The sequence below is a fragment of the Flavobacterium sp. PL002 genome, from assembly GCF_054165825.1.
In genome coordinates, this window is sequence record NZ_CM135110.1 from 844,316 (window position 1) to 861,842 (window position 17,527).

Here is a 17,527-nt window from a genome sequence, read left to right on the forward strand (position 1 = left end):
TTTTTACGATTATGAAAACTAAAATTTTTAAATTCGGTATGCCGGTAGCGTTTGTTGCTCTCGGATTAGTTGGTGCTTTATCCTCAAATGCGATGGAAAAAAAAGCATCCGTACGAGCTAGTGAAACGGGGTATAAAAAGGTAATTGGTGCTGCCCAACCTTGTCAACCTGTAGAATCGTGTGATAACGTTCAAGGTCAGCTTTGTAAGTCAAGTATTGACAATTCACAGTTGTATCGTCGCATTAGTGACAACCAATGTCCAACGATGTTGTTTAGAAGTAATCCTTAATTTTTAAAGAAAAGCCGCCACAAAAAAAATGTGACGGCTTTTCAATTTAAGGTTGTAAATATTTTGCAAACCAGGCTTCAATTCGCTTTGTTAGATCCGCTTGATTTTTCTTATCTATTATTGTGTGAGATTCGGCGGGATAGATCAGCAAAGTATGTTCTTTCTTCAACCTTCTCAAAGCAAAATAAAACTCGATGCTTTGAAAATAATGGACCTGTTTGTCTTCTTCTCCTGTCCATGCCAATAAGGGTGTCGTTACTTTTTGAGCCAGTAAAACTGGTGAATTATTGAGGTAACTTATCGTATCTTCAAATAAAGACACTCCTATACGTTCCTGATCCATTTCATATCGATAAAACTCTGAAGTCGCATAATTACTGTTATAATTAAGATAACTTGATACTAAATGGGTAATTGCTCCCCCGGCGACTGCTGCAGCAAACCGATTTGTTTTTGTTATGATATAATCCGTTTCAAAGCCACCAAAGGAGTGCCCTGTCAATCCAATTCTATTGGGGTCAACAATATATTTTAAAAGAACCGCATCAACTGCAGCCAAAACACATTTTTTTGCTGATGCACCTGTTTGCCGCATTTCATAGACAATATCAGGCAAGAGGATAAAATAACCTTTTGACGACAATACCGAAAAGTTAATCCCATTCTCGTTCAATAGCGTCGGGTTAACATACCGATGTAAACTACCTCCTTGTCTTTCATAAATGCTAACAATCATAGGATACTTGATCGTAGGATCAAAATCCGCAGGATAAATTAAAATACCTGATAAGGGTTTTCCATCTACAACATACGAAACCTTCTCAACCTTAGCCCACAAATAGTTCATGTGTTGTGGATTACTTTGATGTAGTTCATTTAATTTCCCTGAAGAATCATGGAACATAAGTTTAGGCGGTTCATCAAACTGCTGCGAGATAAAAGTAAAAGCGTTACTATTTTTAGCCTTTACTACACGATCAGCTCTATTGTATTCCCAAACAATTGGGTTCACGCTGGTTATTGAATCATAGGAATAAAACCCACTATACCCTGTCGCAGCATTTTGGGCAGATAAAATCCAATGCGCTGAATTAGTGATGATAGCATTGGTTCTATCCATGTAATCGGACTTAGAGGAGAGCCTGCGTTGAGCCGTTGCAAAACGAAAAGTAGTTTTATTTTCACGCCCCTTGGTCAACCGTTTCTTTGTCTTTCCGTCAACACTAATCATCCAAATATCAAACTGGTCATAAATGAAAAGAGAGTTATCGTCTATGCTCCACCCTGCAATACCATATAAAGGAACCTGCCCCGCACGATCATAATCGATATCACGAACTGGAACGCCCATATCTTGCGTAATATTTCGGTGTTCCTCCTTCTTGAAATCATATACCCACCAGTCACCATTTACGGAATAAGATAAGTAATTGCCCTTGGGCGAAAATGCCGGCTCCATCCCCGTCCCAGGATATCCTTTGAGCAACAATCGCTTTGTACCTGTTTGAACTGCAGTTACATAAATATCCCTCGATCCTATACCATCAAAATGTGGCTCAGATTCGAATTCATTCCAAGTCAACGCATATGCTGCGCTACGACCAATTAATGCAGAGGGCTCTTCTCTATTGCTAATCTGCAAAAACCGACCCGAAGCTACAAACCATACCGCGATCTTATCCTGTAAGCTAACGTCTCCGTACATTTTTGAATGGGGATAGATTTGCTTGTCATTTCCATTCCATACTTGAACAACTTCGGCTGTATCTTCATTCAGCACATTTTCTTTCAACCTGAAAAAGATACGCTTTTCATCATTGGAAATAGTAACCGAACTAAAACCACCGCCTATACTCATATCCTTAGGAAAATTGGAACAGCTTTCCGGATCAAATAACAAAAGCTTCCCTGTAGTTAATCGATAGGCATACAGCTTGCCTCTCAAGCCATTATTTTGAACAAAGGCAATAGTTTGGTTAAGCCAACTCAGGTTTTTAATCTCTCCCTCTGTTAAAACCGGTATCTCTTTTTTCGCATAATTGCCAAATATCTCAAGAACCTGAACCTTCTCTTTTCCAGTAACGTAGGCAATTGCATCCTTGCGTGTATTCCATATCCATTCGTTGACATTATCAGCACTAGTCACGGTTACGCCAAGCCTATTTTTTACAGTTAAGCGTTGGTTCCCACTTTGATCATCACTAATCAATAGTAAGTAGTTACCATCTCCCGAAAATGAATAGCTGCTAATCTTCGGGAAGTAATTCACTTTTCCTGATCTTAAGTCTTGCACAACCAAGGTATCATTCTGCTTACAAACAAACCAATTTTCACCATTAAACACACCATTTGTACCATGAGGGAATGCGTATTTTTTGCTGCTTTTTGTTGCTATTGCAAATAGCGTATCAGCTGTATCGTATTGCAAACTGTAACTTGCCCACCCTCCCCTGTCAGAAATACAGTGCGATAGCATAGCACTCCATAAATGATAATCTTCTTCCGGTACCGTTTTCTTTTGTAAAACCTGCCCTATTGAAAGGAAGCCTATTAGCAAAAAACAATATGTAGCTAAGCGGAAGAAAAAAGAATGACGAAGTTTTTTCTCTCTCTGAACTATTCTAGTAACCATCATTTTGCGGGGCAAGATTCGGGTTTAACAACAATTCATTTTGAGGTAGCGGCAGTAACCTATCTGTAGTATTCCAACCCAATTTCACAGGAAACAATGCAGTATCCAGTAAGTCATTTCTTTTTAGGTCAAAAAAGCGGTGTCCAAATTCACAAAAAAGCTCTGTTTGGCGTTCCTCTAGCACAGCAGTGATAATTTCTGCATGAGTTGTTGCTGCTGTATTCCCTAAACCTGCTGTATTCCTTATCTTATTCAAATCTTCTTTAGCGCCAATCAAATCACCTTGATGGGCTCGGGCTTCAGCACGAATCAGATACTGCTCAGCTAGTCGGAGCACAATCGAGTATTCTACAGAACTCCCCGTATTGGAAAACTCTTTATATTTATAAGCGTGAGACCAACTAGTAACACCCGTTGTAATCATTTTTGTCCAGTGCACTTTTCGTTGATCATTAGCCTCAAACGCAGTAAGAATGGTCGGTGAGAGAGATGATGAAGGTGGCGGCCCGCTAAAAAACACAAATGTTGCAGCTTCCTTTGTATTGTCTCCCTCCATCGCAGGTAGCAATTGCCAAATCGTAGTTGTACTTTCTTTGAGGAAAACTTTATCAAGATCACTCTCCCAGACATAAATAGCTGTTTGGTTCAGAACGGCAGAAGCAGCATGGCAAGCCTGATCCCATAAATGGAGATAAAGATTAACTCGCGCCAGCATCGCATAAGCCGCATAGCGGTTTGGCCTTGCACGTTCAGTACTAATATACGATTCGGGCAAAAGTACAATAGCCTGCTCAAGATCAGATTTAACTAAGAGTAGGCCTTCATTTTCACCTATACGAGGCGCAATGCGATTGGCTGAATAATTGGTGCTACTAATATACGGCACACCACCAAAGGAATTTACCAAATAGAAATGAATCAACGCTCGTACAAAAAGAGCTTCTCCTTTCAATTGGTTACGGTCAGATTCTGGCAAAGAAACAGAATGATCCACACCTTCAATCACAGCATTAGCAGCATAAATTTGGCTATAGCTACTGTTCCATAATTGTGCTATTTCCGTTCCCGATGCTTGCAAAGTATTAGTACCGTAATTAAATGATAAACTACCCGGATTATAATAAGAGGTAAGTTCATCACTGTAGAGCCCCAACTGGTTAGACAACCCTGTAAACAGACCTGTAAACAGGCCATTATCGCGCATTTTTGTGTAAATATCGGTCATCGCGGCAGTAGCAGTAAGACGGTCTTCAAAAACAGCATCAGCAGTAAGCTGTGAATCTGGAAGGTCAACTGCTGTGAAGCTATCGCAGCTTGTAAACAGGATAGCAATACTTAGAATCAAAATAGGTAACATGGCTTTCTTGGATAGTATATTTTTCATGGCTTCAGTTAAAAAGTGATTTGTAATGTAGAAGTATAAATGCGTAAAGGGGGCATGAAACCGGCAACCTTAAATTCAGGATCCCCTCCCTTGTAAGAAGTGAGGACAAGTACATTTTGTCCCTGCACGCTCAGCTTGCAACTAAAGGATTTTGTCCATTGTTTTGGCAAATCATAGGTCAGTGAAATATTCTTCAACCTGATGTAAGAAGCATCCGCTATAACCGCATCGCTTTGGGAGTAAAGGGTATTTGCACGCTGGGCAGTAGGATTGATTCCTGTACTATAAAGCTGATTAGGACCACTATCTCCCGGATTTTGCCAGTGAGACACAAACGATGCCGGCTGGTTCGACATGGTTCCCGGCAAAACGGTTCCAAAGGCTTCAGTGTAGTTTTCCTGCTTAACAAACTGAAACAAAAAGTCCAGTTGCACCGCGCCGTACTTCAACTGATTTTGCAATCCCCCATAAAACTTCGGATTCAGTTCTTTTACAAAACCCCTGTCGTCATTAGCCGATAGTTGACCATCACCATTTAAGTCCTCAAACTGATAAGTACCAGTCAGCGGGTCAAGACCAATAAAATGGAATAACTTGACAATATTCAAAGGTTGACCAATGACAAATTGAGATTGATAAGATGATGCTTCCAGATCTGGAAAAGAGAGCAGTTTATTCCTAGCGCGAGTAAAATTGAAATTCGTTGTCCAACTCAATTTATCGCCTTGTAGGTTCAACGTACGCAAGCTCAATTCATAACCACTGTTTTGTACTTCTGCGTCAAGATTTGCCTGTATCGAGTTAAATCCAGTAATTCCTGGTAAAGGCACACCTAGTAATTGACTGCTAGAACGATTTCGGTACCAAGCCGCAGTCAAAAAAATACGGTCTTTCACAAATCCTGTTTCTAGTGCTACTTCAAGTTTTCGGTTGGTTTCCCATCCAAAATCCTTATTGAATAATCTTGTGGGTTGTAAGCCGCTTGTGCCTCCATAATTGCTGCCAGAGGTACTGTAGGTATCAAGGTATTGGTAGTCTCCTATCTGATCATTTCCGGTGGTACCATAACTGGCTCGTAGCTTTCCAAAACTGAGGAAGGCTGCATGTTTTTTTATAATGGGTTCGTCACCAAAAAGCCATGATGCCCCAACAGCCCCAAAGCTTGCAAACCGCTTAGCAATCCCAAAACGGCTTGATCCATCCCTCCTACCCGTCATATTGATACTATAGCGGCCTTTCCAGTTAAAATTTGCCCTGCCAAAAAAAGCTTGGTATTGGTATACCGTTGCATCACTGTTCATAATGGAGAATAGCGAGGCCGATGCTGGATTTTCAAGTAGACCGTTGCTCGAAAATCCATAGCCCATATGCACAACTTGGTTCGACACCTGCTGTTGAAAAGTGCTGCCGGCAAGCAAATCAATCTTGACTTGTCCTGCTGTCAACTGGTAGTTAGCCTGCGGCTCAATAATCCAAGAATTACGGCTGGTATTGTTCTCAAAAACTAACGAGGAGGAACTGTCTAAACCATATGCGGGGTTATACATTGTGGAAGGCAACAAATTTAATTCTTTGTAACGCAAATCGCTATAACCAAAACTCGATTTGAGTTCGAATCCTTTAAACAGACTGTAGGAAAGCAGTGCATTCGCAATAAGGTCATTAGTTCTCCCTTTAAAGTCCGTCGCAAGTAATTGTAGCGGATTTTCAAAAGTACCGTTTTCCCAATTCAAATTCCCTGATGCATCATAAAGCGAGGTGCATTAGGCGCTAAGCTTAGAGCGGTTCCCATAAAGTCAGCTGTTGGCATAATATTGTTTTGTACCACATAACCCGTGGTAAAATTAATCCTGAACCGTTGGTCTTCTGACTCATGATTAAGATTCAGGTGAACATTGCCTTTTTCATACTTATAGTCACCCGGAAACACAGTAGTCTCCTTATTATAAGTACCACTTAAAACAAATTGCGTTTGCGTTGAACCGCCTGACAATGAGGCTTGCATAGTACTAATACTGGAGTTCCCTCCCAATAATTCTTTTTGCCAGTTCGTATAGCGGTTTTGATCCCATGTTCCATTAATGTCATAGGCAGTAGCAGGATAATCCGTAACGCCATCATTGGCATACGCTTCACGCCTCATGGTGAGATATTCTTCGGTATTCATTAGCTTCATAAAGCGGGTGACATGGCCGGAACCACTAGAGACACTACCCGTGAATTTAGTTTTACCTTCTTTTCCTCTTTTGGTGCTAATGAGCACCACACCGTTAGCACCACGCGAACCGTAAATAGCAGTTGCATCAGCATCTTTCAATACTTCTATGCTTTCTATATCCCCAGGATTAATGCTATTTAACGGACTCGTTCTTCGTGGCAAATGTCCAGACGTAAAAAGACTTCCAATGGGTTCAGAAGCATAAGGCACACCATCCACAATATACAAGGGGCTGTTACCATCAAACCGCAGGCTATTTTGTCCGCGTATCTGGATATCAAATCCCCCACCGGGCATTCCCGTAGTCTGCGTAATATTGACACCTGCCATACGGCCTTGCATGGTGGCCAGCACATTGGTTACGGGTTGTGTTGCTATGTCTTTAGCACTAATTCGGGCAATGTTTCCCGTGCGTTCGCTTTCTTTAACGGTATAGTAGCCTGCATTTATTTTAACTTCCTGAAGTGCAGTGGCATCTTGATGCATTTCAATATTAATCATAGCGCGGCCATCAACAGGAATCGTTAGGGTTTTGTACCCCATAAAGCTAAAAATAAGGAGGTCGTTAGGAGATGCGGTGATCGTAAATTTCCCATCAAAGTCAGAGATAACAGTTGCTTTTACTTTTCCTTTTATAGAAATAGTAACACCCGTTAAGGGGTTGCTACCGTCTGTAATCGTACCGCTTATTTGGGTTTGTTGCGGTACGGCGTAGGTTTGCTTTAGTAGCTTGGTTGCTAAAGCAGGGGTGTAGCTAAGGGAGAACCCGATAATGATCAGGTACCAAAAAGCCCATCTCCCCTTGTAAAATGAATTTTTTTTCATAATATTGGGTTAGTTAATGGAAACGTTAGTTTTTTTAGCAAGGGTCCTCTAGTCAAGTTTGCCGACGAGTTAGAGGGCCCTTTTTGTTGTAATAGCCTGTACGGCACTGTAGTACTAATTCAAAATAAAGAACAAGACCGTACAGGCAGTAATGGAGTTTCTTTTTTTTTTTAATTCATAGGCAGACACAAGTTGATACGGTTAAACAATAAAGGCTATTGCGAGACGATAAAAAGGAAGAAGCGTTGCTAAGAATGAAGTGGAGTAAATACCAAAATAAGGAGCATAAAAAATGGCATGGAACTCAGCTTACTGCGCCGAAGGTACTGGTATACCGTGCAACAATAAGTGAGCCCACGCCATGGGACGTGAGCATCGTACTTATTATCTCGTTGCTTAAATTACCAGTTTTTCGACGCGAGATTCAAAGCGAATGCTTCAATATTTTAATATGAAGAAACGCAAATTTAATATTAATTACAAATCTATGCAAAAATATATTGTAATCCAAGTGGATTACATAAAGTTTTTAAAATAGAGCAAAATTGCACTATGGCAGAGTTAGAAAAAGAAGATATAATTTTAAAAAATAAAATAGCTGATAGAATCCAGTTCCTTAGAATAGAGACTGGACTTTCACAATCTGAATTTGCTCAGAAGCACGATATCGATAGACAAATTATAAATAGATGGGAGAGCACTATTAATAAAAGAGGAATTACTATCTACACAATTAATAAATTCTGTAAAATGATTGGAATCTCACTTAAAGATTTTTTTGACTTTTAATACTACTTCCAAATTGCATATTGAAATTTCCGAATTGCATAGCGTTCTAAAATACAAAATCATTTATTGCATTCTTATAATTTAAGAATACAGCAAATGAAGTGGTATGAAATTATAGGGTTAATGGTGGTATGGGTTTTAGGTCTTTATAGGAGAGCTAAGTTTTATGAGTCCATGAAAGATTATTTTTATAATGATCGATGGAGAACTGGGCGGAAGAAGTAAAAAATACTCCGTGCTAAAATTAGCTTTCTAGTGTGTATTCAAGTTAAGTCAAAATATCACTAAATGTGGGTATTGTAATCATAATTAAAAAAGACTTTATTTACGAACTAGAATATATAGCTTCAGATAGGGTAAAACTTTAAAAAAAGCGTTACTTATTGATGTTATATATTAGTTGTAATATATTTTAACGCCGAATTTTGCGGTGAAAAATTCCTTGCTTCACTCCTACTAAGAAAATAATCTGCAATCCAAAAAGTTGTCGTTTATAAAAGAAAATTAGAACAGTTTTATGTGAAATAGATTCTGGCGAAATCGTCAAGCCGAAAATAATTTGCTTGAATTAAAGTGATGCAGTTTGCGTCGAAATAGATTGTGGCGAAATCGTTAAGCCGAAAGTAATTTGCTTCAATTAATGCGATGCAGTTTGTGGTGAAAAATATTGTACCGAAATCATTAAGCCGAAAGTAATTTGGATTAATGAAAATGATGCAGTTTGTGGCGAAAAGTATTGTGCCGAAAAATTGAATAACGAGAAATCCTTGTGTTGATAAAAACATATTACAACAGCGGTTTGCATAAATGGCGAAATATGTGGTAAATTCACGTTTATCTTTCGCAAGAAATTTTATCTTAGCCGAAAATAATCGGTTACGAAGTTCGCCACTTCTGCAAGCCGCGACACGTTGTGCGAAACCATAAACCGAAAAAATGAGAAATGATAACTAAAAAAGAACTTTTTCTTAATTCAGATTTGAGATGTGGAGGGTTTTATGAATTATGCATTCAAGTTTGTAAAAGTGAAAATATTAAACCTATAAAAGAGTACACAGATTTTATATGGAACTTAAAAAATGTAGATGGACCATTTGACAAAAATTTTAATATTATAGAAGTGAATATTGAAAATATGGAACATCAAGGAATAATGAATCTTGGAAATTATTCAATTCCGTTTAAAACATTCAACATAAGAGAAGAAAACCCAATTGAAACAGGTTATAATTGGTTTGATATAAGTTTTTATGCTGAAGCAATTGAGAAAATATTTGGCGAAGAATATACAACGTGGACGGAAATTCAAAATTCCCCGAAATTATTAACCGCTTTTTTTCACCAAGTAATGAAATCTTTTTTTGAAATACATAATTTTGAACTTGCAATGATAGATTACGAAGTATCAGGTCAATATTATTTTAGTGATTTGAAAAGTAACTTCGAAAACTATACTTCGACAAAATTTTATATTGCGAAAAAACAAATTGAAGAAGTTGCCGAAATAAATAGAAAATTCATAATTGTAGTTGACTAATAAACAAAGTGAAAAATGGCTATCGCACAACAGCGGTTTGCAAAAATTGCGAAATATGTGGTAAATTCACGTTTATCTTTCGCAAGAAATTTTATCTTAGCCGAAAATAATCGGTCACGAAGTTCGCCACTTCTGCAAGCCGCGACACGTTGTACGAGACTTATGCCGAAATTACGCAGAAAACACTTTTGTCAACTAAAAATATATTTCCGCAGGAACTTTTAAGTATTGTGTTTAGCCGAACTGTGCGCGTAGAATCAAATCAGAAGAAAAACTAGTGGAAATTGATCTTATCGGAACTGTGCGCGTAGAATTGAATCGGAAACTGAAACGGAAAATTAGATTTTAGCGAAAAATGCGTGAAGAATTTTGTCTGTAAAGCGGAAACTGAAAACTGGACTTAGCCGAACTTTGCGCGTAGAAAATTAAATAGAAGAAAATAAGATTATTCGAGCAAAAAAAAATTGAATATTGCGGTTAAAATTGTAATTTCGACTAAAAATAAGCCTCGTACAACAGCGGTTTTGATATAGTGGGGTTTTAGTGGAATTATCGTTTCGCTTCAAGTTTTCATTAAGCCGAAAATTTATCGTTTACGAATTCCCCACCATTTCAAAGCCGCGACACGTTATAATATATATTTCGCCATTTTTGCGGTGAAAAAATCACTTACTTCGCACCTACTCAGAAAATAATCTACAATCAAAAAAATTGATGATTATTAAGAAGGTTTTGAAAAAGCTTGTGTCGATACAAATTCTGTTAAAATCGTTAAGCCGAAAGTAATCTGATGAAATTAAAGTGATGTAGTTTGCTTCGAAATAGATTCTGGCGATTCATCAAGCCGAAAATAATTTGCTTCAATTAAAGTGATGCAGTTTGTGTCGAAATAGTTTTTGGTGAATTCATTAAGCCGAAAGTAATTTGGTTCGATTAAAGTGATGCAGTTTGCGTCGAAAAATATTTTGTTGAAATCGTTACGCCGAAAGCATTTTGGTTAAATTAAAGTAATTCAGTTTGTAGCCAAAAGTATTGCGGTGAAAAATTGAATAACGACGAAATTTTGTGCTGAAAAATACATATTATAACAGCGGTTTGCATAAATGGCGAAATATGTGGTAAATTCACGTTTATCTTTCGCAGGAAATTTTATCTTAGCGGAAAATAATCGGTTACGAAGTTCGCCACTTTTGCAAGCCGCGACACGTTAGGCGATATTTTGAAAAAAAAACATGAGAAAGAATGAAAATGTAATTAAGGAAATAGATTCTTTTCAAACTATTCCTTTCCGCTTAAATGACATTTTTACAATACCTATATTCATATTTATAGGAACGGTTATCCTGATAATATTAAATCCAGAAGAAAAAAGTGAACAAACTTATTATCAATTATATTATATATTTATCCTTCCTCTAATAATATTAATGACTTTATTTTTAACATTGGGAAGAATTTTTATAAGATGGCACAACCTAAAATCATTAAAATACATTCTTACAAACCAAAGAATATTATTTATAGACAGACAATTTAATAATGTAGTTAAAGCTTTTGAATTAAATGAAATTGAAATAGACTTTACAGAAAATTCCTCAAACAACGGATATATAATTATCAAAGTTCCTGAACCAAAAGAATATGTTGATTCACTCGAAATAGCTAGTTTATTTTTCACAAAAAGAACTCGTGGAATTCCATTGTTTGAAAATAAAAATATAATGTATAATATTTCTAGCGTTCGTTTAGTATTTAAAAAGATAATTGAAACTCAAAAAAACATCGCCTAACACACGTCTCGCGCAATTTGCGAATTTAGTGGAATTACCGTTTTTTATCGTATTTTCGTTGAGCCGAAAATACTCGTCTTCGTAAGTCGCAAACTGCGCGAGGCGCGAGAACGTTAAGCAATATAATATCAAAAAAAAATCTGCTTAAATTCACATTTGTGATTAAGTAGTAAATATTTTGAAATCAGCATCTTAAGCGGAATTTGGAATGAAAAATTATTGCTGAAATGTTTCTGGCGAAAGTTGAAACGGAAAATGGTTACCGAAGTGTTTGTGGTGAAAGTTGAAACGGAAAATGATTGCGGAAGTGTTTGTGGCGAAAGTTAGAGCGGAAAATGATTGCCGAAGTGTTTGTGGCGAAAGTTGAAACGGAAAATGATTGTCGAAAGTTAGTGCGGAAAAATGATAAAAAACAATTAATAGAAAAAATTCTGAAAATTCATTCAAAATCCACAAAATATTACTAAAATTGTAGTATAATTACATTGCTTAACAACGGTTTTGCAATAGTGGGGTTTTAGTGGAATTATCGTTTCGCATCATGTTTTCGTTAAGCCGAAAATTTATCGTTTACGAATTCCCCACCATTTCAAAGCCGCAAGACGTTGCTGTGAATATCGCCAAATTTTGGGCTGAAAAATCAGAATAGAATATTTAATTGGACAATATTCTGGTTTAATGAAAGTGATACAGTTTACGTCGAAATGGATTGTAGCTGAGTTAAACGTGAAACGGAAATACTTTTGTTTAATGAAAGCGATGCAGTTTGCGTCCAAATATATTTTAACAGAATCGAATCGTTTAACAGAAAATAATTAACACCAATTAAAGCGATGCAGTTTGTGACGAAACATATTGCGGCGAAAAATAGAATTACGAAAACGATTGTGATTAATAAAATACTCACAGCAACACACGTTTTGCCGTATTTGGGGTTTTAGTGGAATTATCGTTTTTATTCGTATATTCGTTTAGCCAAAAATAATCGTTTTACATGCCCCAAACACGGCAAAGCGTAGGAACGTTATAATATATATTTCGCCATTTTTGCGGTGAAAAAATTACTCACTTCGCTCCTACTAAGAAAATATTCTGCAATCCAAAAAATTGATGATTATTAAGAAGGTTTTGAAAAAGTTTGTGTCGAAATAAATTCTGTTAAAATCGTTAAGTCGAAAGTAATCTGATGAAATTAAAGTGATGCAGTTTGCGTCGAAAAATATTGTGGCGATTCATTAAGCCGAAAGTAATTTGGTTAAATTAAAGTGATGCAGTTTGCGTCGAAAAATCTTATGATGAAATCGTTACGCCGAAAGCATTTTGGTTAAATTAAAGTGATGCTGTTTGTAGCCAAAAGTATAGCGGTGAAAAATTGAATAACGACGAAATTTTGTGCTGAAAAATACATATTATAACAGCGGTTTGCATAAATGGCGAAATATGTGGTAAATTCACGTTTATCTTTCGCAAGAAATTTTATCTTAGCCGAAAATAATCGGTTACGAAGTTCGCCACTTTTGCAAGCCGCGACACGTTAAGCAATATAATATCAAAAAAGAAAAATCTGCTTAAAATTCACATTTATGATTAAGTAGAAAACATTTTGAAATCAGCATCTTAAGCGGAATTTGGAATTAAACATTATTGCTGAAATGTTTGTGGCGAAAGTTGAAACGGAAAATGATTACCGAAGTGTTTGTGGCGAAAATTGGAACGGAAAATGATTGCCGAAGTGTTTGTGGCGAAAGTTGAAACGGAAAATGATTGTCGAAGTGTTTGTGGCGAAAGTTGGAGCGGAAAAATATAAAAAACATTTAGCTGAAAAACTTCTAAAAGTTCATTTAAAATCCACAAAATATTACTAAAATTGTCGTATAATTACATTGCTTAACAACGGTTTTGCAATAGTGGGGTTTTAGTGGAATTATCGTTTCGCTTCAAATTTTCTTTAAGCCGAAAATTTATCGTTTACGATTTCCCCACCATTTCAAAGCCGCGACACGTTGGTAGCAAGTTATCAAAAAAACGCAGAAAAATAGAAATATATTAGAATTATAATACTAAATGAACAAACGAAAAATATACGCAATTTCAATCATTCTCATAGCTGTAATATTTTACACTTATACTTTTATGCCAAGAAAATTTGAAATTGGAGGAGGTTCTTGTTATCAAGGAATAACAGCAATGTTTATAAGATTAATTTTAGAAGTTTGTGCAATTTTAAATATAATAGCTTTAATACTCTTGTTTAAGTCAAAAATAAACGCGCCAAAAACACTAAGCGTAATTTCTTTAATTATATGGTCTCTAATTAGTTTTTTTAATTTTGTTGACCAAACCACAGAAGACTTTATCATCCGAATAAAATATTTTACTCCTTTTTTAATTGTTAACATCTTAATTATTTTGATTATTAACCAAATAAAGAAAACTAAAAGCACATTAAAAGTTGAATGAAATATGAATAAAAACCAGCTACCAACAACCGTTTTGATATAGCTGGAATTTAGTGGAATTAACGTTTCGCATCAAATTTTCATTAAGCCGAAAATTGAGCGGTTACGAACTTCCAGCCATCTCAAAGCGGCAAAACGTTAGGCGATATTAACGCAAAAAACCTGAATATTTTGATTAATATATTAAAAAATGAAGATAAATTAATTCTAAAGTACACCATTGATGCTGATTATTTTTTTCAAAACAGAAATTGGATAGAAGAAAGATTAGAAAATAATGAATCATTTAAAATTTCAAAAATTTTTAAAATTTCTTCAGATCTTGAACTTAAGAAAAACGAAGATAATAATGAAGATTTTAAAGAATATAATTTCACAATTGGCTATAAAGAAGGAAGTAAATATAAAATCATAAATGAAGTTTTAGAGATTGAATATGATTGTTATTTAACTAATGATATCGATATAAATATTGAACATTTTTTATCAGGGACAAAAGTAAATATCATTCAAAAAATAATTAATCTGACAAAAGAAGATTTACTTATAGGAAATGAAGAGGGCGATAATTTATCATCAGATGATTTTGAAAATTTAATTAAACTCTTTCCAAATAATTATGAGATTAATTTATACCGAGATTCTAGAATTACAGCAGTTCTAAGAAACTTTTTCGATAATGTTCCTGATAAAAAAAATCAATATGAAAGATATCTCGAAAAGAAACCAATCACGCAAAAGGAACCTAATCTAGAGTTCAAAAAACTATTTTCAGAAAATGAAATTATAAAATATGAGATCATTTTAATCCAACTTAAAGAAATGTTGGAAAGTGAAGATAAATACAACGAAAATGATTGGCAAAATGAAATAGTAGATATTATTTCGTTAGTGTTTCCAAAATATATTAAAGTAATAAAAGAACTTAAGTTTACTGACACAAACTCAAAAAACAGAAGACTAGATTTTGGATTAATCGATTTCGATGGTAATTTAGATATTCTTGAAATTAAGAAATCTGCAAATATCAGTATTCTTAACAAAGGTTTATATCGTGATAATTTTATTGCGAATCGTGATTTAATAGGTTCGATTATGCAAATTGAAAAATACATATACTATCTCAACAAAGGAGGTAATCAATTATTATCCAAATTAAATAAAAAATATTTACCGGAAATAGGATTAGAAATTAACATTACAAATCCTAAAGGAATTATAATATTAGGCAGAAGTATTAACTTTAATAGTGAACAAAAAAGTGATTTTGAAATAATTAAAAGAAAATATAATAATATTGTTGATATACTTACATATGACAATTTAATCGACAGAATTGAAAAAATTATAAATTCATTCAAAATTGTGGAAGAAAAGTAACATCGCCTAACAGCGGTTTGCATAAATGGCGAAATATGTGGTAAATTCACGTTTATCTTCCGCAAGAAATTTTATCTTAGCCGAAAGATTACGGTTACGAAGTTCGCCACTTCTGCAAGCCGCGAAACGTTGTAATATATTTTAGCGCCGAATTGGAGAATTCAAGAACCTAACGCAACAAATGATAAATTTTATCTTTGTTGAATTATGGAAAAAAAGTACAAAAGATTATCCTTCGAAGAACGTATTATAATTGAGACTTTACTCAAGGAAAATAAGTCCAAAAGCTACATTGCAAAACAAGTAAACCGAAATAGATCCACCATTACCAAAGAAGTGAAACTTTGGATATTAAAGCCAACCGACATCTACAAGGCTGATTTAGCACATTGGTATGCTTTAGAAAACAATAAAATCAAAAGAACTCAAGATAAAATAAACTCACATCCCAGACTTAAAATGTTCATTTATAGAAGTTTATTAAAGGGGACGAGCCCTGAATTAATGGCTGGACAAATCAAGGTATTATACCCAAATGACCCTATTATGTCCATTTCTTACGAATCTATTTATAAGCATATTTATAGATTTAGACAATCTACGTTGGGTAAAAAACTAATCAAACTTCTACCCTATCATCATCACAAAAGACGGGACAAAAGGAAATATGGTATAAAAAAAACTCGAATCAAAGACCAAGTCAGTATTGATGATAGACCTAAATATATCGAGGAACGCCTTGAAGCTGGACATTTAGAAGGAGATTTAATGATTGGTGTAGCACACAAAAGTGCTATTGGAACCATTGTAGATAGAAAAACTAGATTTTTAATTATTGTAAAAATCAACAACAGAAAATCCAAAACAGTAACTCACGAATTTGCAAAGCTCTTAAATAAACAACCTCAATACCTCAGAAAAACAATGACTTACGATAACGGAATAGAAATGGCTAATCATAAATGGCTCTCAGAAAAAACTGGAATGGATATTTATTTTGCACATCCATACTCCTCATGGGAAAGAGGAACAAATGAAAATACTAATGGACTAATTAGAAGGTTTTTACCCAAAGGAACCGACTTTAACACAATAACTATTGAAGAACTAAAACGAATAGAAAACAACCTAAATAACAGACCTAGAAAGGTTTTAGGTTTCAAGACACCTAATGAAATGAGAAGCGAGGAAATCAACAAAATGAATCAAGCAACGGCTTAAGTTTGGAAATAACTTTTGGCTCCTTAAAAAGCCAAAAAAGTTATTCTAAAATTAAGCACATTATCTAAGAAAAATACTAAATTTGATTAATTAAAAAAAACTAACACTGTTGCGCTAGACCCTTGAATCCGCCATTTTGCGGTGAAAAATTCCTTGCTTCTCTCCTACTAAGAAAATAATCTGCAATCCAAAAAGTTGTCGTTTATCAAAAAAAATTGAAAAGTTTTATGTGAAATAGTTTCTGGCGAAATCGTTAAGCCGAAAATAATTTGCTTCAATTAAAGTGATGCAGTTTGCGTCGAAATAGATTTTTGTCAAATCGTTAAGCCGAAAATATATTGGTTAAATTAAAGTGATGCAGTTTGCGTCGAAATAGATTGTGGTGAAATCGTTAAGCCGAAAATAATTTAGATTAATGAAAATGATTTAGTTTGTAGCGAAAAGTATTGTGGCGAAATCATTAAGTAGAAAATAATTCGCATTAATGAAAATGATGCAGTTTGTGGCGAAAAGTATTGTGCCGAAAATTTGAATAACGAGGATTTTTTGTGCTAATAAAAACATATTACAACACTGGTTTAGCATGATAGGGAATTTAGTGGAATTTCCGTTTTTTTTCATATATTCGTATAGCCAAAAATAATCTGCTTAAAAGTTCCCCACCAAGCTAAGCCAGGAACCGTTGTAATATATTTTAGCGCCGAATTTTGCGGTGAAAAATTCCTTGCTTCTCTCCTACTAAGAAAATAATCTGCAATCCAAAAAGTTGTCGTTTATCAAAAAAAATAGAACAGTTTTATGTGAAATAGATTCTGTCGAAATCGTTAAGCAGAAAGTAATTTGGATAAATTAAAGTGATGCAGTTTGCGTCGAAATAGATTTTGGTGAATCGTTAAGCCGAAAGTATTTTGGTTAAATTAAAGTGATGCAGTTTGCGTTGAAATAGATTATGGTGAAATCGCTAATCCGAAACTAATTTGCTTCAATTAATGCTATGCAGTT

Annotated in this window: 11 protein-coding genes; 7 read left to right on the forward strand and 4 right to left on the reverse strand. The window is 35.1% G+C overall.

The window, feature by feature from the left end:
* Positions 1 to 38 precede the first annotated feature (38 nt).
* Complete coding sequence (locus tag ACVEGE_RS03680; protein WP_192500754.1) at positions 39 to 290, forward strand: hypothetical protein; 252 nt, start codon at positions 39 to 41, stop codon at positions 288 to 290.
* A 46-nt stretch (positions 291 to 336) separates the two neighbouring features.
* Here the strand turns inward: ACVEGE_RS03680 and ACVEGE_RS03685 are convergent, their stop codons facing one another.
* The 4 genes from ACVEGE_RS03685 to ACVEGE_RS03700 are packed head-to-tail and all read right to left on the reverse strand — an operon-like array spanning position 337 to position 7,349.
* On the reverse strand, positions 337 to 2,925 hold the full coding sequence (locus ACVEGE_RS03685) for a S9 family peptidase (RefSeq protein ID WP_192500755.1): 2,589 nt from the start codon (positions 2,923 to 2,925) through the stop codon (positions 337 to 339).
* Positions 2,912 to 4,306: a RagB/SusD family nutrient uptake outer membrane protein gene (locus tag ACVEGE_RS03690; RefSeq protein ID WP_192500756.1), complete on the reverse strand. Its 1,395-nt coding sequence runs from the start codon at positions 4,304 to 4,306 to the stop codon at positions 2,912 to 2,914. Before ACVEGE_RS03690 ends, ACVEGE_RS03685 begins: the two co-directional genes overlap by 14 nt.
* 8 nt (positions 4,307 to 4,314) lie before the next feature.
* Positions 4,315 to 6,039, reverse strand: coding sequence for a TonB-dependent receptor domain-containing protein (locus ACVEGE_RS03695; RefSeq protein WP_225738103.1), 1,725 nt, complete (start codon positions 6,037 to 6,039; stop codon positions 4,315 to 4,317).
* On the reverse strand, positions 6,036 to 7,349 hold the full coding sequence (locus ACVEGE_RS03700) for a TonB-dependent receptor plug domain-containing protein (RefSeq protein ID WP_225738104.1): 1,314 nt from the start codon (positions 7,347 to 7,349) through the stop codon (positions 6,036 to 6,038). Before ACVEGE_RS03700 ends, ACVEGE_RS03695 begins: the two co-directional genes overlap by 4 nt.
* 552 nt (positions 7,350 to 7,901) lie before the next feature.
* On the opposite strand from ACVEGE_RS03700, the gene ACVEGE_RS03705 reads away from it, so the two are divergent.
* From ACVEGE_RS03705 to ACVEGE_RS03730, 6 genes are all read left to right on the forward strand, one after another.
* A complete protein-coding gene (locus ACVEGE_RS03705) occupies positions 7,902 to 8,138 on the forward strand; it encodes a helix-turn-helix domain-containing protein (RefSeq protein ID WP_192500757.1) in 237 nt (78 codons plus the stop codon).
* A gap of 943 nt (positions 8,139 to 9,081) precedes the next feature.
* Positions 9,082 to 9,675: a hypothetical protein gene (locus ACVEGE_RS03710; RefSeq protein WP_458008620.1), complete on the forward strand. Its 594-nt coding sequence runs from the start codon at positions 9,082 to 9,084 to the stop codon at positions 9,673 to 9,675.
* Positions 9,676 to 10,907: 1,232 nt separating this feature from the next.
* A complete protein-coding gene (locus tag ACVEGE_RS03715) occupies positions 10,908 to 11,465 on the forward strand; it encodes a hypothetical protein (protein ID WP_192501617.1) in 558 nt (185 codons plus the stop codon).
* Positions 11,466 to 13,598: 2,133 nt separating this feature from the next.
* Positions 13,599 to 13,925: a hypothetical protein gene (locus tag ACVEGE_RS03720; protein WP_192501872.1), complete on the forward strand. Its 327-nt coding sequence runs from the start codon at positions 13,599 to 13,601 to the stop codon at positions 13,923 to 13,925.
* 170 nt (positions 13,926 to 14,095) lie between these two features.
* Positions 14,096 to 15,304 carry a Shedu immune nuclease family protein gene (locus ACVEGE_RS03725; protein WP_192501873.1) on the forward strand — a complete coding sequence of 403 codons (1,209 nt, stop codon included), beginning with the start codon at positions 14,096 to 14,098 and terminating at the stop codon, positions 15,302 to 15,304.
* Between the two features lie 207 nt (positions 15,305 to 15,511).
* Positions 15,512 to 16,525: an IS30 family transposase gene (locus ACVEGE_RS03730; RefSeq protein WP_173854735.1), complete on the forward strand. Its 1,014-nt coding sequence runs from the start codon at positions 15,512 to 15,514 to the stop codon at positions 16,523 to 16,525.
* Positions 16,526 to 17,527 lie beyond the last annotated feature (1,002 nt).